We start from the raw sequence: 24,245 nt of genomic DNA, 5'->3' as shown, positions 1-24,245 counted from the left end.
TGGCGAAGATATCGGGCCTTTGCGGGTGCAGCGGGTAGCATCGCTACCCGCAAGGCCGCGAAGGTTCGAGATCGAAGCCATTTCGACGTCCCTTCGGGATTTGATCGATTTTGTCCATTGCTTCGTTGGAAAGTCTTGAAATATCGACATATCCCTTCGCCTTTCCGCCTCGCACTGAACAAAATCGCTTCAAACCTCGATCGCGGAATTAATGGGCCCTGACCCTAAGGTCAGCAAGGCGTGATTGGCAACCGGCCTTGCTTGCGGCGCGCCGCCGGGGCGGCTAGGCAGAATATGTCGTCGTCGCCAAGGGGCTTGCCATGCTGCTATCGCGTTTCATCGTTCCGACTTTGATCATCGCCTGTGCCGCGGCCGTCCCGGCTTCGGCGAAGGACAAGGACGCTCCCTTGCCGCCCGCCCAAATCCGCGCGCTTTACGCTTGTCGCGACATCGCCGACGCGGCGGCGCGGCTTGCGTGCTTCGACCGGGCGGTCGGCGAGTTGTCGGCGGCCGACGCGGCGCGCGAAATCACCTTCACCGACCGCGAAACCGCCAGAAAGGCGCGGCGCGGCCTGTTTGGTTTTTCTTTCCCAAAGCTCGGCGGCATCTTCGGCGGCGATGAAGACGAGATCAGGGAGATCGAGACGACCATCCGCGCCGTCAGCATGGACCGGTCGGGCCACTATACGCTGGTGATGGAGGATGACGCGGTGTGGAGCCAGATCGACACCACGCGGCTGCCGCGCCAGCCCAAACCGGGACAGAAGGTGAAGATCAAGACCGCAACGATGGGCAGCTATTTCGCGACGATCGACGGCGGGCGCACGATCCGCATGAAGCGCGACCGCTGATCGCGGTCGCGACCGTCGCGGAAAAGATGGCGGATCCTCTATCGGTGTCGGGGCCGGACAGCCCGCCGTTCGTGCTGCTCGACGACGCGCGCGCCGACGGGGCTGCGCCGGCGAGGTTGTTCGCCCGGCCGATCGAGGTGCTGACGGCGCACGCGGCGGCCGATGTTCCGGCGCTGCTCGACGCGTTGCAGGCGGCCAAGGCGCGCGGCCTCCACGCGGCGGGCTTCCTTGCCTATGAGGCGGGGCAGGGGCTGGCATCGGCGTGGCGCGGCGCGGCCGGCGCCGCGGCCAACACGGTGCCGCTGGGCTGGTTCGGCCTGTTCGCCGATGTCGAGCGGATCGCGCCCGATCGCGTCGCCGAGCGGCTGCCCGACCCGGCGTCGGCCTGGATCGGGCGCGTCGCGCCGCGGATCGCGCGCGCCAACTATATCGCCGCGGTGGAGAAGGTGCTGGCGTTCATCCGTGCGGGCGACATTTATCAGGCGAATTTGACCTTCCGCGCCGATGTGCCCGTCGCGGGCGATCCGCTCGCGGTTTATGCGCGGCTGCGCCAGACGGCGCGCGCGGGATATGGCGGTTTTATCTGGACGGGCGAGCAAGCGATCGCGTCGCTGTCGCCCGAACTCTTCTTTGCGCTGCGTGGGCGCGAGGTGATGGCGCGGCCGATGAAGGGGACGGCGGCGCGGCGCGGTGATGCCGCAGCCGACGCGGCAGCGGCGCGCGAGCTGGCCGAAGACCCCAAGCAGCGCGCCGAAAATCTGATGATCGTCGACCTGATCCGCAACGACCTGTCGCGCGTCGCCGTGCCGGGATCGGTCGCGGTGCCCGACCTGTTCCGGGTCGAAAGCTATCCGACGATCCACCAGCTCGTTTCCGACGTCACCGCGGCGCTGCCCACAGGGACGGGCGCCACCGACCTGTTGCGCGCGGCCTTTCCCTGCGGCTCGATCACCGGCGCGCCCAAGGTGCGCGCGATGGAGATCATCGACGCGCTGGAGGGCGATGCGCGCGGGCTTTACACGGGGTCGATCGGATTTATCGACGCAAAGGGCGACGCCGCGTTCAACGTCGCGATCCGCACGCTCGTCTTTCCCCGCGCCGCCGACCAAGGCGGGTTGCAGGACGCGCCGTCATGCGCCACGCTGGGACTGGGATCGGGAATCGTCGCCGACAGCGCGCCGGACGAGGAATGGCGCGAATGTCTGGCCAAGGGGGAATTTGTGGACGCAGCGGGCGAAAGCTTCGACCTGATTGAAACCATGTTTTTCGACCCTGTGGACGGACTTCAGCGCCTCGAAGGTCATCTGGCGCGCATGAAGGCGAGCGCGGCGGCGCTGGGTTTCGCTTTCGACCGGCACGGCGCGCGCAACAGCCTGCAATCGGCGACCTTTCGCCTGCGCCACGCCGCGCGGGTGCGGATGCGCCTCGCGCCGTCGGGGGCGCTCGCGGTCGAGGTGTCGCCGCTGCCGCGGCTCGCCGAACTGCCGGTCCCCGTCGCCGTCTCGCCCGCGCCGATGGCGGCGGGCGATTTCCGTCTTGCGCACAAGACCAGCCTGCGCGCCGCCTATGATGCGGCGCGGCACGAAAGCGGCGCCGCCGAGGTCGTGTTCGTCGACGGGCCGGGCTTTGTGACCGAGGGAAGCTGGAGCAATGTTTTTGTCGAACGCGACGGAGTATTGTTGACCCCGCCGCTCGCGCTCGGGCTGCTTCCAGGCGTGCTGCGCGGCGAATTGATCGAGAAGGGGCGCGCCGTCGAATCGCATCTGCGCCTCGCCGATCTGGCCAGCGGTTTTTTCATCGGCAACAGCCTGCGCGGGTTGATCCCGGCGCGTTTTGCCCATGATACGGCCGTTTCGGCGGACTGATTTGCGCATCGCATAGGAAATTATCGCGCCGCCGCCTTGCGATTCGCGGACGGAGGCTTTAGGCGCAGCCGCGCGCAATTTCCTGTCAATCCGCTCGCGAAGGAAGACCTCTCCATGTCGCTGAAGCCGCATATCTCTGCCGCCCTCGGGCGCATCCAGCCCTCCGCCACGCTCGCGATGACCGCGCGCGTCGCCAAGCTGAAGGCCGAGGGCGTCGATGTCATCGGCCTGTCGGCGGGCGAACCCGATTTCGACACGCCCGATTTCGTGAAGGAAGCGGCGATCGAGGCGATCCGCGCCGGGCAGACCAAATATACGCTCGTCGACGGCACCGTCGCGCTCAAGGAAGCGATCCGCGGCAAATTCCGCCGCGACAACGGCCTCGACTTCGGCCTCGACCAGATCACGGTCAACGTCGGCGGCAAGCACACCTTGTTCAACGCGCTTGTCGCGACGGTGGACAAGGGCGACGAGGTCATCATCCCCGCACCCTATTGGGTGAGCTATCCCGACATTGTCGCTTTTGCAGGCGGCACGCCGGTCGTCATCGAGGCGTCGGCGGCGCAGCATTACAAGATCACGCCGGCGCAGCTCGATGCGGCGATCACGCCCAAGACGCGCTGGGTAATCTTCAACTCGCCCTCGAATCCTTCGGGCGCCGCCTATTCGCCGGAGGAACTCGACGCGATCGGCGAAGTAATCCGCCGCCACCCGCATGTCATGGTGATGACCGACGACATGTACGAGCATGTCTGGTACGCCGATTTCGCCTTTGCGACGCTGGCGCAGCGCTGCCCCGACCTCATCGACCGTATCCTCACCGTGAACGGCTGTTCCAAGGCCTATGCGATGACGGGCTGGCGCATCGGCTATGCGGGTGGTCCGGCGTGGCTGATCAAGGCGATGGGCAAGCTCCAGTCGCAGTCCACCTCGAACCCCTGTTCGATCGCGCAGGCCGCCGCCACCGCGGCGCTCGGCGGGCCGCAGCAGTTCCTCGACGACCGCAATGCGGCGTTCCGCAAGCGCCGCGACATGGTCGTCGCGATGCTCAACGATGCGCCGGGCCTCAACTGTCCGGTTCCCGATGGCGCCTTCTATGTCTATCCCGACGCGTCGGGCTGCATCGGCAAAAAAACGCCATCGGGTCAGCTGATCGACAGCGACGAGGCGCTGATCGACTATTTCCTCGATTCGGCGCGCGTCGCTGCGGTGCATGGCGCGGCCTTCGGCCTTTCGCCGGCGTTTCGCGTTTCCTATGCGACCTCCGAAGCGGTGCTGAAGGAAGCGTGCGTGCGTATCCAGCAGGCGTGCGCCGCGCTTAGCTGACGCCCTTTTGGTCATCCCGGCGAAGGGTGTTCAGAGGCAGGTGACTCTGAAACACGATCTCGCCTTGCCAGTTTCGCACCGCTTGCGGCGAGACCCCGGCCTTCGCCGGGGTGACGGGGAGCAATAATTTTATACCGACCGGTCTTGAAATAGGGTTGGCAGGCCCTATCTGGACCTGAACGACGGTTAAGCGCCCGGTTCACGGGATGGTAAGCCAATTCGGATACAGTGACCGCCATCACTGAACGGATGGCCGGGGCGCGTCATATCGTCGGTGTAACCTTGGCGGCCGCGGCCGCGAAACAGATATAATGACACGAGGCCCCTATGCTCTCCCTGCTCCGCTCCGACTGGTTTCTGACCATGCTTGCCGGCTTTGCGATCGGCGCGACCTATATCGTGCTCAGCCAGCCGGCGTTGCCGATCCCCGCTTAGTGGAAGGGCGCGGCCGCCCGGCGCTGCGGGCGCTTGCGGCGCTGGCTTCGGCGGCGCTGCTCGCGCAATGCGCGCCCGCGCAGGCCGAAAATGTCGTCAAGCTCCCTGCGGCGCTCACCGACCCCGCGGTGCCTGCGAAGCGCGCCACCGCGGTGCTCGCGGGCGGATGCTTCTGGGGCGTCGAGGGCGTTTTCGCGCATGTCAAAGGCGTGATTTCGGTCGAATCGGGCTATCACGGCGGCAGCGCGGCGACCGCGCGATACGAACTGACGCACGATGGCACATCGGGCCATGCCGAGGCGGTCCGTATCGTTTATGACCCCTCGCAGGTCAGCTATGGCACCTTGCTTCGCATCCTTTTTTCGGTGATCGCCGATCCGACGCTGAAGGATCGGCAGGGCCCCGACGTCGGATCGCAATATCGCGCCGCGATCGTCCCGCTCGACGCGACGCAGCGCCAGGTTGCGACCGCTTACCTCACGCAGATCGGGCGCGGCGGATATTTCGCCAAACCGATCATGGTGCCGATCGAGCACTACAAGCGCTTCTACCCCGCCGAAGCAAACCACCAGGACTTCATGCGCCGCAATCCGCGCAACCCCTATATCGTCCGGTGGGACGCGCCGAAGCTCGCGGCGTTGAAGCGGCTTTTCCCCGACAAGGTGCGCGCCACCCCCGCACCTTGACCCGAATTCGGCGGGGTTCCACAATTGGTCGCGGCGAAAGAATCGTTCGTCGCAATTCGCTGGCCGGAAAGAGGCGGCTGCGCGACGATTCGAGGCAACCGATGGGGTCGGGGAAAGAGATAAGTCGCACGTGCGGGGTTTGAATGAAGTTTGAGTTTTCCGGTCGGCCGCTCCTCGCGATCACGATGAGCGCCGCGGTGCTCGCCGGCTGTGTCAGCAGCGCCGCCATCATCCCGCACCCGCGCGCACAGGCCCCCGCCCAGCAACAGCCGCAACCCCAGCCGCAAGCGGTTCGCGGGCCATCGGGATCGGTGACGGTGCCGATCGGCCAGCCGGTCCCGTCGGCGATGCCGCGGCCCGCGGGGCCGATCGATCCGGGTTTTCGCCGCGCGCCCGGCGGGTTGCAGGACCGCATCTATGCGCTGTGGCGCGCTTTCCCCGGCAAGACGGGGATCGCCGTCCAGCGGATCGACGGCGAATGGGCGCTTTCGCAGCGCGGCGGCGAGTTGTTTCCGCAGCAGAGCGTCTCCAAGCTATGGGTCGCGATGACCGTGCTCGATGCTGTCGATCAGGGGCGGCTCACCCTCGACCAGCGCGTCCGCATCGGTCCTGAAGACCTGACGCTCTTCTATCAGCCGCTCGCCGCGCGCGTCCGCGCCGAGGGTTCGGTGACGATGAGCGTGCGCGAACTGATCGAAACCGCGATCACGCGCAGCGACAATACCGCGAATGACAGCCTGCTGCGCACCGTCGGCGGTCCCGACGCCGTGCGGCGTTTCATCGACAAGAAGGATCTGGGGGCGATCCGTTTCGGCCCCGGCGAACGGCTGCTCCAGGCGGGAACCGCGGGCCTGAAATGGCAGCAGGCCTATTCGGTCGGGCGCAATTTCGAACAGGCGCGCGCGGCGCTGCCCGACGCGACGCGGCTTGCGGCGCGCAACGCCTATCTCGCCAATCCGCCCGACGGTGCCAGCCCCGCGGCGATCGCCAGCGCGCTGACGCGGCTCGCGCGCGGCGCGCTGCTCTCGCCCGAATCGACCGAATATCTGCTCGACGTGATGAGCCGGACCAAGAGCGGGCCCCGGCGATTGAAGGCGGGGCTGCCCGCCGACTGGAAATTTCTGCACAAGACCGGAACAGGGCAGGATTACAGGGGGTCGACTGCCGGCTATAACGACATCGGGATCGCGACTGCCCCCGACGGCACACGCTATGCCATTGTGGTGCTGCTCGGCGATACCAGTGCGCCGGTCCCCGCGCGGATGGATTTGATGCAGGCGGTGTCGGGCGCGGTTGCCGAATTTCACGGGAAATGACGATAATATGAGGCATGTCCTCCTGCCGGTCGCCGCGCTGGCGCTGCTCCTGTCGGCATGCGCGACGCCCGAAACGCGGCTGCGCACCGGACTCAACAATGCCGGCCTTTCCAAGCCGATGTCGGCGTGCATGGCCGAACGGATGGTCGACCGCCTTTCGCTGCTCCAGCTCCGCCGCCTGGCGTCGCTCGGCAGCCTCAAGGACAAGCATATCGCCGACCTGTCGATGTCGCAGTTTCTGCACAAGGTGCGCGCGCTCAAGGATGCGGAGATTTTAGCGGTGTCGACAAGCTCGGCGGCGGTCTGCGCGCTGCGGTGATCCCTTATCGTCATCCCGGCGAAGGCCGGAATCTCGACCTCTCTTCCGTTCGCCAAGGGTGAGAACCCGGCCTTCGCCGGGATGAGGGAATGGAAAGTTGGCAAGCCTCGCCGGAAAGAATCTCTTGACGCGGCAGGGGTAGCCTTGCCGGGCAACTTGTGCTTATGCGGCGCCAAACTTCTCCCTCTTGAAGAGTCGAAAGGCCCGGCAGATCCCATGAACATTCACGAATATCAGGCTAAAGAACTGCTCGCGAAATTCGGCGTCGCCGTGCCGAAGGGTATTGCGGCGATGAGCGTCGAGGAGGCTGTCGCGGCGGCGAAGCAGCTTCCCGGGCCGCTTTATGTCGTGAAGTCGCAGATCCACGCCGGCGGCCGCGGCAAGGGCAAGTTCAAGGAACTGGGCCCCGACGCCAAGGGCGGCGTCCGCCTTGCCAAGACGCTTGAGGAAGTCGAAAGCCACGCCAGGGAAATGCTGGGCAACACGCTGGTGACGATCCAGACGGGCGAGGCGGGCAAGCAGGTCAACCGCCTGTACGTCACCGACGGCGCCGACATCAAAAAGGAATATTATCTCGCGCTGCTCGTCGATCGCGCCACCAGCCGCATCGCGGTGGTTGCCTCGACCGAAGGCGGGATGGACATCGAAACCGTCGCGCACAACACGCCCGACAAGATCCACACGATCACGATCGACCCCGCGACGGGGCTGCAGCCGCACCATGGCCGCAGCGTCGCCGCGGCGCTCGAACTCACCGGCGACCTTGCCAAGCAGGCGGCGAAGGTGCTGACCGGCCTCTATAACGCCTTCCTCGCGACCGATGCCGAGCAGATCGAAATCAACCCGCTTGCCGTCTGTGAAGGCGCGAACGGCGACGAACTGCTGGTGCTCGATGCGAAGCTCGGCTTCGACGGCAATGCGATGTTCCGTCACAAGGACATCGCCGAGCTGCGCGACCTGACCGAAGAAGACCCGGCCGAGGTCGAGGCATCGGAATATGACCTCGCTTACATCAAGCTCGACTGCAACATCGGCTGCATGGTCAATGGCGCGGGCCTCGCGATGGCGACGATGGACATCATCAAGCTCAATGGCGCCTTCCCCGCCAACTTCCTCGACGTCGGCGGCGGCGCCTCGAAGGAAAAGGTGACGGCGGCGTTCAAGATCATCCTGAAAGACCCGGCGGTTGAGGGCATCCTCGTCAACATCTTCGGCGGCATCATGAAGTGCGACATCATCGCCGACGGCATCGTCGCGGCGGCAAAGGAAGTGAATCTGTCGGTGCCGCTCGTCGTCCGCCTGGAAGGCACGAACGTCCAGCAGGGCAAGGACATCCTTGCGAACTCGGGCCTGCCGATCGTTGCGGCCAACGATCTGGGCGATGCGGCGAAGAAGATCGTCGCCGAGGTTGCGAAGGCGGCGTGATAGAAATTGCCTCTCCCCTTGGTGAGAGGCAGCGAGATTTGGCGGCTTGCCGCCTAGTCGCAGCGGTGAGGGCGGCGACGTCCAGACCCTCACCAAGTCCGACTAGGTCCTTCGGACCAAGTCTTCCTATCCTCTCCTACAAGGGGAGAGGAATGAGGGACTGCTGGTTGACGTTTACGTAAACGCCAATTATGGCGCAGTGCACAATTTGCTTGAGAGGAGCTTTGAGCCCATGAAAATCCTCGTCCCCGTGAAGCGGGTGCTCGATTACAACGTCAAGCCGCGGGTGAAGGCCGACGGCACGGGCGTCGACCTGGCCAACGTCAAGATGTCGATGAACCCGTTCGACGAAATCGCCGTCGAAGAAGCGATCCGCCTCAAGGAAAAGGGCGTCGCGACCGAGATCGTCGCGGTCTCGATCGGCCCGGCGAAGGCGCAGGAAACGCTGCGCACCGCGCTCGCCATGGGCGCCGACCGCGCGATCCTGGTACAGACCGACGATGACGTCGAACCGCTGGCGGTCGCAAAGATCCTCAAAAATATCGCCGATGCTGAAACGCCCGGTCTTGTCATCCTGGGCAAGCAGGCGATCGACGGCGACAACAACCAGACCGGCCAGATGCTCGCTGCGCTGACCGGCTGGGCGCAGGGCACCTTCGCCAGCGCGGTGAATGTCGAGGGCGAGCATGTCAGCGTCACCCGCGAAGTCGATGGCGGCCTCGAAACGGTGAAGCTCAAACTTCCGGCGATCGTCACCACCGACCTTCGTTTGAACGAGCCGCGCTATGCGTCGCTGCCGAACATCATGAAAGCGAAGTCGAAGCCGCTCGATACCAAGGCGCCCGCCGATTATGGCGTCGATACGAGCCCGCGCGTGAAGACGATCAAGGTTTCCGAACCGCCGGTCCGCCAGGCCGGGATCAAGGTCGCCGACGTCGATGAACTGGTCGCCAAGCTGAAGGCGATGGGCGTCCACAGCTGAGATATTCCACCCCCGTTTGTGTCGAATGAAGTCGAGACACCCATCGGGACAGCGCAACGTCGAGGGGCATCTCGACTACGCTCGATGCGAACGGGAAGGGTTGAAGGAACAAAGTTATGAAAACTCTGGTTTGGGTCGAACATGACGGCAGCGCCGTCAAGGATGCCACGCTCGCCGCAGTGACCGCTGCGTCGAAGCTCGGCGAAGTCCACCTGCTCGTCGCGGGCGAGGGCGTCGATGGCGTCGCCAAGGCCGCCGCCGAAATCGCCGGCGCTCAAAAGGTCCATGTCGCCGACAACGCGGCTTTCGCGCACAATTTGCCCGAAAATATCGCACCGCTCGTCGCCGAACTGATGGCGAGCCACGATGCCTTCGTCGCGCCCGCGACGACGACCGGCAAGAATATCGCGCCGCGCGTTGCCGCGCTGCTCGACGTCATGCAGATTTCGGACATTCTTTCGGTCGAAAGCGAAAAGAGCTTCACCCGCCCGATCTATGCCGGCAACGCAATTGCCACCGTCGAATCGAGCGATGCGAAGCTGGTGCTGACGGTGCGCGGCACCGCCTTTGAAAAGGCCGCCGCATCGGGTGGTTCGGCTGCGATCGAAGCCGTTTCGGCGGGCAGCGACGCCGGTATCTCGAGCTTTGTCGGTGCCGAAATCGCAAAGTCGGAGCGTCCCGAACTCACCTCGGCCAAGATCATCGTGTCGGGCGGCCGGGCGCTCGGTTCGAGCGAGAAATATGAAGAGGTTATCACGCCGCTCGCCGACAAGCTCGGTGCGGCGCTCGGTGCCAGCCGCGCCGCGGTGGATGCGGGTTATGTCCCCAACGATTACCAGGTCGGACAGACCGGCAAGATCGTCGCGCCCGAGGTTTATTTTGCCATTGGCATTTCGGGCGCGATTCAGCATCTTGCGGGCATGAAGGACTCGAAAACCATCGTCGCGATCAACAAGGATGAGGACGCGCCGATCTTTCAGGTCGCCGACCTCGGCCTCGTCGCTGACCTGTTCAGCGCGGTGCCCGAGCTGACCGGCAAGATCTGACCCGCCGCGCCATGGCCGGCCATCATCCGGGAGTGCCGGGCCTCGGCGATGCACCGTTCAATGCCGGTGGCCGCCGCTCGGCGCGCCCCGGCGCCCGGCGCGAGGTCGACGACGATGACGACGGCATCGGCGACGAGGATTTTCACGGCCGCGCGCTTGTGCTCGCAAGCGTGGCGCGCGACGCGCGGCTCAACAAGAAATTCCTGCTGCTGATCACGCTGTCGGCGGCGATCGCGACGCTGGGATTGCTGCAAAGCTCGGCATCCGTCGTCATCGGCGCGATGCTTGTCTCGCCGCTGCTCGGTCCGATCATGGGCATCGGTTTCGGCCTCGCGACGCTCGAAACCAATCTGATCAAACGTTCGCTGGTTACGATGGCGGCGGGGATGGGGGTCGCGATCCTTGTCGCGGTGCTCATCATCTGGCTGTCGCCGATCCGCGACGTCACGCCAGAGGTTCGCGCGCGAACGCAGCCGACCCTGCTCGACCTCGGCGTTGCGGTCGTCGGCGGCATCGCTGGCGTTTACGCGATCATGCGCAAGCTGTCGGGGGTGATGGTCGGTGTCGCGATCGCGACGGCGCTGGTGCCGCCGCTCTCGACGATCGGCTTCGGTCTGGCGACGGGGCGCTTCGACTTTGCGATTGGCGCCGCGCTGCTCTTTTTGACGAATACGCTCGCGATTGCCTTTGCCGCGACGATCATCGCGCGGTTCAACCGTTTCGGGCCATCGCTCACGCCGCAGCATACGGCGATGCAGGTGACGGGAATCCTCTTCACGCTCGGCATTTTGTCGATCCCGCTCGCGCTCACGCTGAACAGCCTGGCGGGCGAAGTGCGCGCCCGGTCGGTGGTGCAGGCCGAACTGCGGGGGCTGCTTGGCGAAACCGACCGCGTCGACAGCATGAATGTCCGCATGGAACGCGACGCCGTCGCGGTCGACGGCGTCGTGCTCGTCGACCGCTACGCTGCCAAGCTCGACACCGAACTTGCGGCGCGTATCCGCAAGGCGCTCGACCGCGAGGCCCGCGTCAGCATCGTTCAGTTGAGGCAGCAGACGAACGCCGCGGTACAGGTGGAGGAACAGCTCAACCGCCGCCTCGCGACGCTTGAGCAGCGCGAAGAGGATGCGCGCGCGATTCTGGCGGGGATCACCGTCGGCGAGCTTGTTCGCCGCGACCGCGTGCTGATCGATGCGCAGGCGCGCCGCGTCATCGTCCAGCGCGACCGCGAAGCGGAGGGCGAACAGGTCGCCGCCGCGGTCGACCGGATCATGGCCGCGGTGCAGACCGCCTATCCACGCTGGCTCATCCAAAACGGGGCGCTGACGGCGGCCGAGGAGCCCCCAGAATCCGCCGCGGAACCCGTCGCGGCAACACCGTAATCCGCCCGGCATAATCCTGCGGCGGCACCGCAGGATTTCATGCGTATACGTATACCCTATGGCGATGCGGCGCATTTGGTTTCAATTGCGAGGCTCCAGATGGGGAAAGCCCACGTATCGGAGAGGAGCCTGACGGACATTCGCGTCCCCGGTCCGATGCGCGGTCATTGCGACCCATCTGCGCCAGGGGAGCCAATTATGACCATGCCGACCAGCCTTCGTCGCGGCGCCAGCGCCATCGCGATGGGCCTTGCCTTGACCGCCATCCTGCCCGTCGCAGCCATGGCGCAGGATAATGATACCGCAGCCGAAGCGGGCGCGGACGACGCCATCGTCGTCACCGGCATCCGCAGCGCCATCAACAATTCGGTGCAGGCCAAAAAGACCAGCACCTCGATCGTCGAGGTGGTGTCGGCGGAGGATATCGGCAAGCTGCCCGACCTGTCGATCGCCGAATCGCTGTCGCGCCTGCCGGGCCTCGCGACGCAGCGGCTCGACGGCCGCGCCAATGTCGTGTCGATCCGCGGCCTTGCCCCCGATTTCACGACGACGCTGCTGAACGGCCGCGAACAGGTTTCGGCGAGCAACAATCGCGGCGTCGAGCTCGATCAATATCCCTCCGAACTGCTGAACGGCGCGGTTGTTTACAAAACGCCCGACGCGTCGCTGATCGGCCAGGCGCTGGGCGGCACGATCGACATGCGGACGGTGCGCCCGCTCGCCTATGGCCGGCGCGCGATAGCCGCCGGCGCGCGGTTCGAGATCAACGATCTGGGCAAGCTCAACCCCGATATTTCGGACAAGGGCTATCGCGCCAACATCTCCTATATCGACCAGAATGCCGACGGTACGCTCGGCTGGGCCTTTGGCTATGCGCGGATGCAGTCGCCGACCGCAGAAGAACGCTTCAACGCCTGGGGCTATCCCGAAGCGACCGACGGCACCAACACCGCCTTCATCATCGGCGGTGCCAAGCCCTATGTGAAGTCGAACGAGCTGAAGCGCGACGGCGTGATGGGCGTCGTCGAATGGGAACCCAGCGACCGGTTCCACACCACGATCGACGGCTATTGGTCGCGCTTCAAGGACGATCAGCGCCTGCGCGGCATCGAATTCCCGCTCGCCTGGGGCAATTCGACCCTGCTCCCTGGTTTCACCATCGAAGACGGCATGGTGACGCAGGGCACATGGGCGGGCACCGAGGCGGTGATGCGCAACGACGTCGTCCACCGCACCGCGACCATTTTCGCCGGCGGCTGGAACAGCCAGTTCAAGCCCAATGAAACGCTGACGCTCGAACTCGACCTCGGCTATTCGCGGCTTCGGAAAACCGAAGAAAATCTGGAAATCTATCTCGGTACCGGGCGCGGGCAGGGCGTTGGAGCCCGCGAGACGGCACTCGGTTTCGAAATGCGCCGCAAAGGCGGCATCATGTTCGACCCGTCGCTCGACTATGCCGATCCCAATCTGTTCGTGATCACTGATCCGCAGGGCTGGAACAGCTGCGGCGGCGCGGTGCCCAATTGCCAGGACGGTTTCGTCAACACGCCCAAGATCAAGGACGAGCTCAAATCGCTGCGCCTTCAGGCGACGCAGGAATTTGACGGGCCGGTCAGCAGCTTGCGCGTCGGGGTCAATTATTCGGATCGCGAAAAAAGCCTCGACGATCGCGGCTTCGTGCTCACCAGCAAAGCCTATCCGGCCGATATCGCCGTGCCTGCGGATTATCTTTACGACCCGGTCTCGCTGGATTTTATCGGCGTTCCCGGCATGGTGGCGTTCGACAGCTGGCGCTATTACAATGATGGCAACTACACGCTGACCGACGAAGCGGCGTGGACCCCGGGGCGCATATTCAACGACTATAGCGTTCGCGAAAAGGTGCTGACGGGCTTTGTGCAAGCCAATTTCGGCGGCCGGGGCGATACGCCGGTGCGCGGCAATGTCGGCGTCCAGATCGTGCATTCGGACCAGACGGGAGCGAGCTTTTATGCGCAGGTCGTGAATGGGCAGACCCAGTCGACGCCCGTTACCGACGGCGCGACCTATACCGACATTCTGCCCAGCCTGAACCTGACGGTCGAAATTGGCGACAACAGCTTCCTCCGCTTCGGCGCGGCGCGTATGTTGGCGCGTGCTCGTATGGATCAGTTGAAGCCGGGCGGCGGGGTCAATTTCGACGCCTCCAAGCGCAACAATACCGACATCAATGCCTCGCCCTGGTCGCTCGAACTCGGCAATGCGAAGCTGCGGCCGCTGATGGCCGATACGGTCGACATCGCGCTCGAGAAATATTTCGGCCAGGGCGCCTATATTTCGGCCGGCGGTTTCTACAAATATCTCGAAAATTATATCTACCGGCAGAGCGACGCGTTCGACTTCTCCGGCTTTGAGGTTCCCGACGGCGGATCGGTCGCGACCTATCAGGGCATGGCCAACCAGTGGCGCAACGGCAATGGCGGCCATGTTTATGGTGCCGAAGCATCGCTGTCGCTGCCTTTCGCGACCTTTGCCGAGGCGCTCGACGGGTTCGGCGTGCTGGCGAGCGGCTCCTATACCAAGAGCCGCGTCCGCGAAGGCGGCGCCGAGCCGATCTCGATGCCCGGCCTGTCGCGCTGGGTCGTGAACGGGACCGCCTATTTCGAGAAGGCCGGCTTCCAGGCCCGCATATCGGGCCGCTACCGCTCCGAGTTCCTTGCCGAAGTGTCGGGTCTCAGCCTGAAGCGCGACCTCGTCATGGCGAAGAGCGAATTGGTGGTCGATGCCCAGATCGGATACACGTTCCAGAGCGGAACGCTCGAAGGGCTGGGCATTCTGCTTCAGGCGTCGAACCTGACGAACGAACCGTTCGTCACCTATTACAACAACGACCCCCGCCAGATTCGCGATTATCAAAATTATGGCCGCAATTTCATGGCGGGCATCACATATAAATTCTGACCGGACGCGGGCGGGCCGGAATCCTCCGGTCCGCCCCTCGTTCGGACGGTGCCGATGATCCCTGGCGTCGCCGCACGCTTGGGCATGGGAGGAAATAGGCAGGGTGGATGACAGTCGCATCACGAAGGTCGTGATCGTCGGGGGCGGCACGGCGGGCTGGATGGCCGCGGCGGCGCTTTCCAGCACGATGGGCGAGCTATCCATCCGGCTGGTCGAAAGCGACGCGATCGGCACCGTCGGCGTGGGCGAGGCGACCATTCCAGCGATCCGCCTGTTCAACGCGATGATCGGCGCCGACGAGAATGAATTTGTCCGCGAAACGGGGAGCACATTCAAGCTGGGGATCGAGTTTCGCGACTGGGGCCGGATCGGCGACAGCTATATGCACGCCTTTGGCCAGATCGGCCGCAGTCTCGGCATGTTGCCCTTTTCGCAATATTGGCTTCGCGGCCGGGCGGAGGGTGTGGCCGCGCCGCTCGGCCATTATTCGCTGGGCGAAACGGCGGCGCGTCGATACCGCTTTGGCCGCTTGCCCCGCGTCGCCGATACGGGGCTCGACGGCATGGCCTATGCCTTTCATTTCGACGCGGCCCTCTATGCCGCCTATCTCCGCAAGATTGCGCAGGGGCGCGGCGTCGAACGGCACGAAGGGCGGATCGTCGGCGTCCGGCGGAACGGCGCGAACGGGCATGTCGCGGCGGTCGTGCTGGAAAATGGCGAGGAAATATCGGGCGAACTCTTTATCGATTGCTCGGGTTTTCGCGGCTTGCTGATCGAAGAGGCGCTGGAGACCGGGTTCGAGGATTGGTCGCACTGGCTGCCCTGCGACCGGGCGATCGCGGTGCCGAGTGAAAATGCGGGTCCGGCGCGGCCTTACACGCAAGCGATCGCGCATCGCAGCGGCTGGCAGTGGCGCATTCCGCTCCAGCACCGCACGGGCAACGGCCATGTCTTTTGCAGCGATTATCTGAGCGAGGATGAAGCCGCCGCGATCCTGCTCGCCAATATCGAAGGACGCGCGCTCGCCGAACCGCGAACACTGCGCTTTACGACGGGAATGCGAAAGCGCGGCTGGACCGGCAATGTCGTCGCGCTCGGCCTGGCCTCGGGATTTCTCGAACCGCTCGAATCGACCAGTATCCACCTGATCCAGAATGGCATCGCGCGGCTGCTCGCGCATTTCCCCGGACGCGATTTCGATGCCGCCAATATCGACGCTTATAATCGCCGTATCCGCTTCGATTATGAACGCATCCGCGATTTCGTCATCCTCCATTATCACGCCAATCAGCGCAGCGATTCGCCCTTCTGGGCCCGTTGCCGCGACATGGCGATTCCCGATACGCTGGCCCGGAAAATCGATCTGTTCCGCAGCCACGGACAGCTTTTCCGCGACGGCGACGAACTGTTCATCGACATCGGCTGGTTTCAGGTGCTGACGGGTCAGAATATCGTCCCGCACGGCCATCATCCGATGGCCGACGCGTTGACGCGCGATGAACTGGCGGGATTTTTCCGCGACATCGAAACGATCGTTGCGGGCGCCGCGTCCCGGCTTCCCGCACATCAGGATTTCATCGCGCAGCATTGCGCGGCAGGGGTATTCGCATGAGCCTGTTCGCATCATTCCTCGCGCTCGGTCTCGCGAGCGCCGCGCCCGTCACTGCGCCGGCCGCAGATCTTCGGCAGCGGCCGCCGGAGGAGGAGATCATCTATTTCGTCCTCCCCGACCGCTTCGAAAATGGCGATCCGGCGAACGATCGCGGCGGTTTGAAGGGCGGCCGTCTTGCGACCGGATATGATCCCGCGGCCAAGGGCTTTTTCCACGGCGGCGACCTTGCGGGCCTGACGAAGCGGCTGGACTATATCCAGGGGCTCGGCGCGACGGCGATCTGGTTCGCTCCGATTTTCAAGAACAAGCCGGTGCAGGGCGCAAAGGGCGAGGAAAGCGCGGGTTATCACGGTTATTGGGTGACTGATTTCACCCAGGTCGACCCGCATTTCGGCACCAATGCGGAGTTCAAGGCTTTCGTCGACGCCGCGCATGCGCGGGGGATGAAAGTCTATATGGACATCATCGCCAACCACACCGCCGACGTCATCACCTATAAGGAGGGCGCTGCGGAGGGGTTCCGCTATCGCAGCCTTGCCGATTATCCTTATTCGCGGCGCGGCGGCGTTAACGGTGCGCCGATCAACCCCGGCTTTGCGGGCGACGGCGTTGCGAGTGCCGATAATTGGGCGAAACTGACCGATCCCGCCTTCGCCTATACCCCCGTGGTACCGAAGGGCGAGGAACGGGTGAAGGTGCCCGCGTGGCTCAACGATCCCATTTATTATCATAATCGCGGCAACAGCGACTGGGTGGGCGAATCGGCGCTCTATGGCGATTTTGCCGGGCTCGACGATCTGGCGACCGAAAATCCGCGCGTGGTGCAGGGCTTCATCGACATCTTCGGCCGCTGGATCGACGAATTCGGCGTCGACGGCTTCCGCATCGACACCGCCAAGCATGTGAACCCCGAATTCTGGCGCGCCTTCGTCCCCGCGATGCAGGCGCGGGCGAAGGCACGCGGCATTCCCAATTTCCACATCTTCGGTGAAGTCTATATCGACGGCGTCGATCCGGGGTCGCTTGCCGCCTATACGCACAGCGCGGGCTTGCCATCGGTGCTCGACTTCAGCTTTGCGCGCGCGGTGATCGACAGCGTCAGCGGCACGAGGGGCACCGATGTCTTTGCGCGGCTGTTCGACGGCGATGTGCTGTACAAGGGCGGCGCCGACGCCGCGCTCCAGCTGCCGACCTTTCTCGGCAATCACGACATGGGCCGCTTTGCGATGTTCGTGAAGCAGGCGAACCCCGATGCCAGCGCGGACGAGATGCTCGCGCGGACCAAGCTCGGCCATGCGATGCTGCTGACGCTGCGCGGCGTGCCGACCCTCTATTATGGCGACGAGCAGGGGTTCGTCTCCGACGGCCACGACCAGCTCGCGCGCGAGGATATGTTCGCCTCGAAGGTTGCCGTCTATAACGACAATGACCTCATCGGCACCGACGCGACCACCGCCGACGCCAATTTCGACCCGGCGCACCCGCTCTATCGCCATATCGCGGCGTTCGCAGCGATCCGTCGGAGCACGCCGGCGCTGACCCGCGGCGCGACGACGCTGCGCGCCTTTTCGGACAAGCCCGGCCTGCTCGCGGTTTCGCGTTTCGACCCCGACACGGGGCGCGAGGTCGTGCTCGCCTATAATACGTCTGCAGCGCCATTGTCGGCGACCATTGCCATCGATATGAAAAGCGCGGGCTTTACCGCGCTCCACGGCGATTGTCCGGCCCGCGCAGCGGCACCCGGAAGCCTCCGCCTTTCCATCCCCGCCTTCGGCACGCTCGTCTGCCGGGCCAGCGAATAAGCGACGCTAGCGTGACATCCAACCAGCCCCTCGTTCAGCATCAGCCAGCGGCGCGCGCCGATGCCGCCGACACGCCATGGTGGAAGGGCGCGGCGATCTATCAGGTCTATCCGCGCAGCTTTGCCGATTCGAACGGCGACGGGGTCGGCGACCTTGCCGGCATCACCGCGCGGCTCGACCATATCGCCAGCCTCGGCGTCGATGCGATCTGGCTGTCGCCCTTCTACCCCTCGCCGATGGACGATTTCGGCTACGATATTTCGGACTATTGCGGTGTCGACCCGATCTTCGGCACGCTCGCCGACTTTGACGCACTCGTCGCGCGCGCGCACGCTCTTGGGCTGAAGGTGACGACCGACCTCGTCTTTGCCCACACATCCGACCAGCACGGCTGGTTCGCGGCCAGCCGCGCGAGCCGGGATAACAAGCGCGCCGACTGGTATGTCTGGGCCGACGCGCGGCCTGACGGATCGCCGCCGACCAACTGGCAGTCGGTGTTCGGAGGCCCGGCGTGGACGTGGGACGCGCGGCGCGGCCAATATTATATGCACAATTTCCTAAGCTCGCAGCCGCAGCTCAACGTCCACAATCGCGACGTGCAGGACGCGCTGCTCGATGTCGTGCGCTTCTGGCTCGATCGCGGCGTCGACGGCTTTCGCATCGACGCGATCAATTTTTCGATGCACGATCCCGAATTGCGCGACAATCCGCCGGCCGCGCCGTCAAACAAGGTGCGCACGCGCCCGTTCGATTTCCAGCAGAAAATCTATAACCAGTCGCACCCCGACATCGCGCTGTTCCTCGAACGCATCCGCGCGCTCACCGACGAACGCGACGGCCGCTTCACCGTCGCCGAAGTCGGCGGCGACGATGCGCTGCGCGAAATGAAGTTGTTCACCGCGGGCGACCGGCGGCTCAACAGCGCCTATGGCTTCGACTTTCTCTACGCCGACCGGCTGACGCCGCAGCTCGTGCGCGAAGCGGCCGAAGCGTGGCCCGACGCGCCCGGCGTCGGCTGGCCGAGCTGGGCGTTCGAGAATCACGACGCGCCGCGTGCCGTGTCGCGCTGGACGCCCGAAGGCGTCGACCGCGATGCCTTTGCGCGCATGAAGATGGCGCTGCTCTGCGCGCTGCGCGGCAATATCATCCTTTATAATGGCGAGGAGCTGGGGCTCGACCAGGTCGATATTCCCTTCGACCAGGTCAAGGACCCCGAAGCGCGCAAGAACTGGCCGCTCACCCTCGCGCGCGATGGAGCGCGAACCCCGCTGCCATGGGCGGCGGCGGCGGCGAACGCCGGCTTTTCGGATGCCGACCCGTGGCTGCCGCTCGGCCCCGCGCACCGCGACCTTGCGGTCGACCGGCAACAGGACGACCCCGGCTCGCTGCTCAACCTGACACGCCGCCTCGTCGCGCTGCGCGCCGAACACCCCGCGCTGCGGCTCGGCCGCGACGCGAACTGGGTGGCCGAAGGCGACCTCCTCGCCTTCGACCGAATCGCCGGGGAGCAGCGCATTCGCTGCCTCTTCAACCTTGGCGGCGGCACGATCGACCTATCGGCGCTCGCGGACGGCGGCACGCCGCTCGCGCAGCTGAACGGCGCCGACCCCGCGCAGCTGCCGCCGTGCGGCGCGCTCTGGCTCATCATGGAAGGATAAACATGTTCCGTCTCGCCCCCCTCGCACTCCTCGCCGCCGCAGCGGCTCCCGCCGCGGCGCAGCAGCCACCCGCCCCCGTCACCGCGACCTCGCCCGACGGCAGCATCACGCTGACCGTCGCGACCGACAATGACGCGCGCCCGACCTGGTCGCTCTCGCGTAAGGGCAAGCTGCTCATCGCGCCGTCGAAACTGGGGTTCCTGATGGCCGATCGCGTCGGCCTCCAGCGCGGTTTCAGGATCGAGGGCAGCGAAATGGCGCGCGCCGACAGCCGCTGGGAACAGCCGTGGGGCGAGCGCCGCTTTGTGCGCGACCATCATAACGAGCTGCTCGTCCGTTTCCGCCAGCACGAAAGCTGGGGCGGCCATGCGATGAACGTGCGCTTCCGCCTGTTCGACGATGGCATCGGCTTTCGGTACGAGCTGCCCGAACAGGAGGGGCTGAAGACCGCGCGCATCACCGACGAGATCACCGAATTCGACATCGCGCCCGAAGGCACCGCCTGGTGGATCGCGGGCGGCGAGTGGAACCGCTATGAACAAGTCTATCAGCAAACGCCGATCGGCGCGGTGTCGACCGCGCACACGCCGATCACGATGCGGCTGGAGGACGGCACCCATCTGGCATTCCACGAAGCCGCGCTCGTCGACTATGCCGGCATGTGGCTGAAGCGCGTCGAGGGGCGCAAGTTCCGCGCGACGCTCGCGCCCTCGTCGCGCGGCGCGCGCGTCGTGCGCGACCTGCCCTTCGCGACGCCGTGGCGCACGATCCGCATTACGGACGATGCGGCGGGGCTGGTCGAAAGCGACCTCGAACTCAACCTCAACGAACCCAACAAGCTGGGCGATGTCAGCTGGGTCAAGCCGATGAAATATATCGGCATCTGGTGGGGCATGATCCGCGGCCCGTGGAGCTGGGCCGAGGGGCCGAACCATGGCGCGACGACCGAGCGCACCAAGCAATATATCGACTTTGCCGCCAAGCACGGGTTCGGCGGCGTGCTGGTAGAGGGCTGGAACAAGGGCTGGAACAGCAACTGGTTCGGCCATGGCGACGCATACAGCTTTACCGAAGCCTATCCCGACTTCGATTTGAAAGCCGTCACCGATTATGCGCGCAAAAAGGGCGTGACCTTGATCGGCCACCACGAAACCGGCGGCAACATCGCGGTTTATGAAGCGCAGCTTGAAGAGGCGATGAAGCTGTACGGCAAGCTGGGGGTCAAGGCGGTCAAGACCGGCTATGTCGCCGACGCGGGCGGTATCATCGCGCCGGGCGCGGCGCCGGGCAGCAGGGTCATGGAATGGCACGACGGCCAGCGCCAGGTGCAGCATCATCAAAAAGTCGTCGAAACCGCCGCGAAATATAAGGTCGCGGTCAATCCGCACGAACCGGTGAAGGACACGGGCCTGCGCCGCACATACCCCAACTGGGTCGCACGCGAAGGCGCCCGCGGCATGGAATATAATGCCTGGGGCGCCTTCGCCAACAATCCCGACCATGAACCGACGCTCGTTTACACGCGGATGCTGTCGGGTCCGATGGACTATACGCCGGGGGTGTTCAGCCTGAAGGGGGCAGAGGATGTGCCGATGACCTCGACGCTCGCCAAGCAGCTCGGCCTTTATCTTGCCATCTATTCGCCGATCCAGATGGCGGCCGACTTCATCGAGAATCTGGAGGCGCACCCGCGCGAGCTCGCTTTTGTGAAGCAGGTGCCGACCGACTGGGCCGAAAGCCGCCTGATCGCGGGCGCGGTCGGCGACTATGCGATCTTCGCGCGCAAGGACCGCGCGAGCGCCGACTGGTATGTCGGCGGCGTCAACGACGGCACGCAGCGCACGCTGACGCTGTCGTTCGATTTCCTCGAACCCGGCAAGACCTATACCGCAACGGTGTGGAAGGATGGCGCGGGCGCGACCTATCTGACCGAGGCGCGGCGCAACATCGCCTATGACACGGTCAAGGTGAAAAAGGGCGACACCTACACGCTCTGGCTCGCCCCCGGCGGCGGCGCGGCGATGCGGCTCGCGCCCGGCCGGTAGGGCCGGCGCGGGCTCGGCCGGACCAAGCCCTTTCTCGTCATTCCGGCGAAGGCCGGAATCCCGCCGTTGCCTTGGAGCGAGAGGGCGAGATTCCGGCCTTCGCCGGAATGACGACATGGGTTCACGATAGACGGCTCATTGCTTCCAAAGAGCGGTGGTCAGCCGCCGCGCGATCTGCTTGAATGCGCCCATGGCCGACCACCGCCCCCGCTATAAACGCTATGACAGCCCCGCCGGCGGCTGGGGTGCTGCGGCGGCGACCGCAAAGGTGCTGCTCGAACAGAGCGTCGTTACCAAGGGGTCGCGCGCGCTATTGTCGATGAATCAGCCGGGCGGGTTCAAATGCCCCAGCTGTGCCTTCCCCGACGCGACTTGCACCAAAAAGCTCGAATTCTGTGAAAATGGGGCCAAGGCGCTCGCGCATGAAGCGACGAAGTTTCGCGTCACGCGCGAATTTTTCGCGCGGCATAGTGTGACCGAGCTGATGGCGCAGTCCGATTATTGGCTCGAAATGCAGGGCCGACTCACCGAACCGATGCGCTACGACGCCGCGACCGACCATTATGTGCCGGTCGCATGGGATGACGCCTTTGCGCTGATCGGCGACCATCTCCGCGCGCTCGACAGCCCGCATCGCGCCGAATTTTACACCTCGGGCCGCACCCCGAACGAGGCGGCCTTCCTCTATTCGATCTTCGTGCGCGCGTTCGGCACCAACAATTTTCCCGATTGTTCGAACATGTGCCACGAACCGACGAGCCGCGGCCTGCCGCCGTCGATCGGCATCGGCAAGGGCACGGTGATCCTCGAGGATTTCGAGCATGCCGAGGCGATTTTCCTGATCGGCCACAATGCCGGGACCAACGCGCCGCGGATGATGACCCCGCTGGTCGAGGCGCGCAAACGCGGGGTACCGATCGTCGCGGTCAACCCGATGCCCGAACGCGCGCTGATCAAATTCACCGAGCCGCAGGACATCGTGCAGATGGCGACCTTCGGCTCGATCGAGATCAGCAGCGAGTTTGTGCATATTCGCATCGGCGGCGACCTCGCGCTGCTGAAGGGGATGATGAAGGTGCTGTTCGAGCGCGACGCCGCGGGCGAGGCGATTCTCGACCATGGCTTCATCGCCGAACATACCGACGGGCTCGCGGCGCTGCGCGCCGATGTCGAGGCGCAATCCTGGGATGCGATCGCCGCTGCGGCGGGGATCGACGAGGCACAGATCCGCCGCTGCGCCGACATCTATATCCGCTCGAACGCGACGATCATCTGCTATGGCATGGGCGTGACCCAGCACCAGCGCGGGTCCGAACTGGTGCAGCAGGTTGCGAACCTGCTCCTCCTTCGCGGCAATTTCGGGAAACCGGGCGCGGGCATCTCGCCGATCCGCGGCCATTCGAACGTGCAGGGCGACCGCACCGTCGGCATCGACGAGCGCCCCAGCCAAGCCTATCTCGACCGCGTCCGCGACGTCTTCGGCTTCGATCCGCCGCGCGGCCATGGCCACCACAGCGTCGAGGCGGTCGAGGCGATGCTCGCGGGCGAGGCCAAGGTCTTCATCGGCCTCGGCGGCAATTTTGTCCGCGCGGTGCCCGATACGGACCGCGCCTATGCCGCGATGCGGCGGCTCGACCTGACCGTCGGTATCGCGACCAAGCTCAACCGCGGGCACCTGGTCCACGGCCGTGACGCGCTGATCCTGCCGGTGATTGCGCGTTCCGAACGGATCGAAACCGCGAAGGGCGAACAATTCGTCACGATCGAGGATTCGATGTCGAACGTCACCGCCTCGCGCGGTGTGCTCGACCCCGCGAGCGAACATCTGCTGCCGGAGGTCGAGATTGTCTGCCGCATGGCGATGGCGGCGCTGCCGGACAGCAAGATCGACTGGGCCCGCTATATCGACGATTACGGCGCGATCCGCGACATGATCGCCGAGGTTTACCCCGCGCTTTATAAGGGCTTTGCCGAGCGCATTGCGGCGCCGATGGGCTTTCACCTCGACATCCCGCCGCGCCGCCGCGTCTGGGCGACGCCGAACGGCAAGGCGAATTTTTTTGTCCTTCCGGGGCTCGCGGTGAACGCGGCGGTGGATGATCCCGACATGCTGCGCCTTGCGACGGTGCGCTCGCACGACCAGTTCAACACGACGATCTACAGCTACAACGACCGCTATCGCGGCGTTTACGGCGACCGGATGGTGCTGTTTATGAATGCCGACGACAGGATTGATCGCGGGCTGGCGGCGGGCGCGAAGGTCGCGCTCGAAACGATCGCCGACGACGGCGCGGTGCGCCGCGTCGAGGGGCTCACGATCATCGACTATCCGATGTCGCGCGGGTCGGTCGCGGGCTATTATCCCGAGCTCAACCCGCTGCTCCCGCTCGCCTTCCACGACCCGCTGAGCGGATGCCCGGCCGCCAAGGCGATCCCGGTGCGGGTTATTGCGGGCGTTTAGCGGCGCGGCCACCGCTACAACTCGTGTATCCCCGCGCAGGCGGGGATCCATCTCCCGTCCGTTCCACATCGCGCCGACCGGAGATGGGCTCCCG

At 65.0% G+C, this 24,245-nt stretch carries 16 protein-coding genes; all 16 read left to right on the top strand.

The window, feature by feature from the left end; all coding sequences use genetic code 11:
* The first annotated feature begins 320 nt into the window (after positions 1–320).
* The 16 genes from RIA72_RS13860 (at position 321) to RIA72_RS13785 (ending at position 24,151) form a co-directional block, all read left to right on the top strand.
* A complete protein-coding gene (locus tag RIA72_RS13860) occupies positions 321–851 on the top strand; it encodes a hypothetical protein (protein WP_350032645.1) in 531 nt (176 codons plus the stop codon).
* A 26-nt stretch (positions 852–877) separates the two neighbouring features.
* A complete protein-coding gene (gene pabB / locus RIA72_RS13855; protein WP_350032644.1) occupies positions 878–2,716 on the top strand; it encodes an aminodeoxychorismate synthase component I in 1,839 nt (612 codons plus the stop codon).
* A 114-nt stretch (positions 2,717–2,830) separates the two neighbouring features.
* Positions 2,831–4,042, top strand: a complete 1,212-nt coding sequence (locus RIA72_RS13850; RefSeq protein ID WP_350032643.1) for a pyridoxal phosphate-dependent aminotransferase — start codon at positions 2,831–2,833, stop codon at positions 4,040–4,042.
* Positions 4,043–4,476: 434 nt separating this feature from the next.
* Positions 4,477–5,163, top strand: a complete 687-nt coding sequence (msrA, locus tag RIA72_RS13845; protein ID WP_350032642.1) for a peptide-methionine (S)-S-oxide reductase MsrA — start codon at positions 4,477–4,479, stop codon at positions 5,161–5,163.
* Positions 5,164–5,306: 143 nt separating this feature from the next.
* A complete protein-coding gene (gene bla, locus RIA72_RS13840; RefSeq protein ID WP_350032641.1) occupies positions 5,307–6,479 on the top strand; it encodes a class A beta-lactamase in 1,173 nt (390 codons plus the stop codon).
* A 7-nt stretch (positions 6,480–6,486) separates the two neighbouring features.
* The gene (locus tag RIA72_RS13835) at positions 6,487–6,798 is read left to right on the top strand and encodes a hypothetical protein (protein WP_350032640.1); all 312 of its coding nucleotides are present in this window, start codon (positions 6,487–6,489) and stop codon (positions 6,796–6,798) included.
* A 216-nt stretch (positions 6,799–7,014) separates the two neighbouring features.
* Positions 7,015–8,223 (top strand): ADP-forming succinate--CoA ligase subunit beta, encoded by a 1,209-nt coding sequence (gene sucC, locus RIA72_RS13830; protein ID WP_350032639.1) that lies wholly within the window; start codon positions 7,015–7,017, stop codon positions 8,221–8,223.
* 232 nt (positions 8,224–8,455) lie between these two features.
* Complete coding sequence (locus RIA72_RS13825) at positions 8,456–9,205, top strand: electron transfer flavoprotein subunit beta/FixA family protein (protein WP_350032638.1); 750 nt, start codon at positions 8,456–8,458, stop codon at positions 9,203–9,205.
* A gap of 116 nt (positions 9,206–9,321) precedes the next feature.
* A complete protein-coding gene (locus tag RIA72_RS13820; protein WP_350032637.1) occupies positions 9,322–10,251 on the top strand; it encodes an electron transfer flavoprotein subunit alpha/FixB family protein in 930 nt (309 codons plus the stop codon).
* Between the two features lie 11 nt (positions 10,252–10,262).
* The gene (locus tag RIA72_RS13815) at positions 10,263–11,633 is read left to right on the top strand and encodes a DUF389 domain-containing protein (RefSeq protein ID WP_350032636.1); all 1,371 of its coding nucleotides are present in this window, start codon (positions 10,263–10,265) and stop codon (positions 11,631–11,633) included.
* A 198-nt stretch (positions 11,634–11,831) separates the two neighbouring features.
* Positions 11,832–14,573, top strand: a complete 2,742-nt coding sequence (locus tag RIA72_RS13810) for a TonB-dependent receptor (RefSeq protein ID WP_350032635.1) — start codon at positions 11,832–11,834, stop codon at positions 14,571–14,573.
* A 103-nt stretch (positions 14,574–14,676) separates the two neighbouring features.
* Positions 14,677–16,185 (top strand): tryptophan halogenase family protein, encoded by a 1,509-nt coding sequence (locus tag RIA72_RS13805; protein ID WP_350032634.1) that lies wholly within the window; start codon positions 14,677–14,679, stop codon positions 16,183–16,185.
* On the top strand, positions 16,182–17,987 hold the full coding sequence (locus RIA72_RS13800) for an alpha-amylase family glycosyl hydrolase (protein WP_350032633.1): 1,806 nt from the start codon (positions 16,182–16,184) through the stop codon (positions 17,985–17,987). The genes RIA72_RS13805 and RIA72_RS13800 overlap by 4 nt, the downstream gene beginning before the upstream one ends.
* A gap of 11 nt (positions 17,988–17,998) precedes the next feature.
* The gene (locus RIA72_RS13795; protein WP_350032632.1) at positions 17,999–19,645 is read left to right on the top strand and encodes an alpha-amylase family glycosyl hydrolase; all 1,647 of its coding nucleotides are present in this window, start codon (positions 17,999–18,001) and stop codon (positions 19,643–19,645) included.
* Positions 19,646–19,647: 2 nt separating this feature from the next.
* The gene (locus RIA72_RS13790; protein WP_350032631.1) at positions 19,648–21,690 is read left to right on the top strand and encodes a glycoside hydrolase family 97 protein; all 2,043 of its coding nucleotides are present in this window, start codon (positions 19,648–19,650) and stop codon (positions 21,688–21,690) included.
* 190 nt (positions 21,691–21,880) lie between these two features.
* Positions 21,881–24,151, top strand: coding sequence for an FdhF/YdeP family oxidoreductase (locus RIA72_RS13785; RefSeq protein ID WP_350032630.1), 2,271 nt, complete (start codon positions 21,881–21,883; stop codon positions 24,149–24,151).
* Positions 24,152–24,245: the final 94 nt, after the last annotated feature.

Source organism: Sphingopyxis sp., assembly GCF_040216815.1.
In the GTDB taxonomy this organism is placed as follows: Bacteria; Pseudomonadota; Alphaproteobacteria; order Sphingomonadales; family Sphingomonadaceae; genus Sphingopyxis.
The sequence above is the reverse complement of the archived record's forward strand: the minus strand, read 5'-3'. Positions and strand labels throughout refer to the sequence as shown.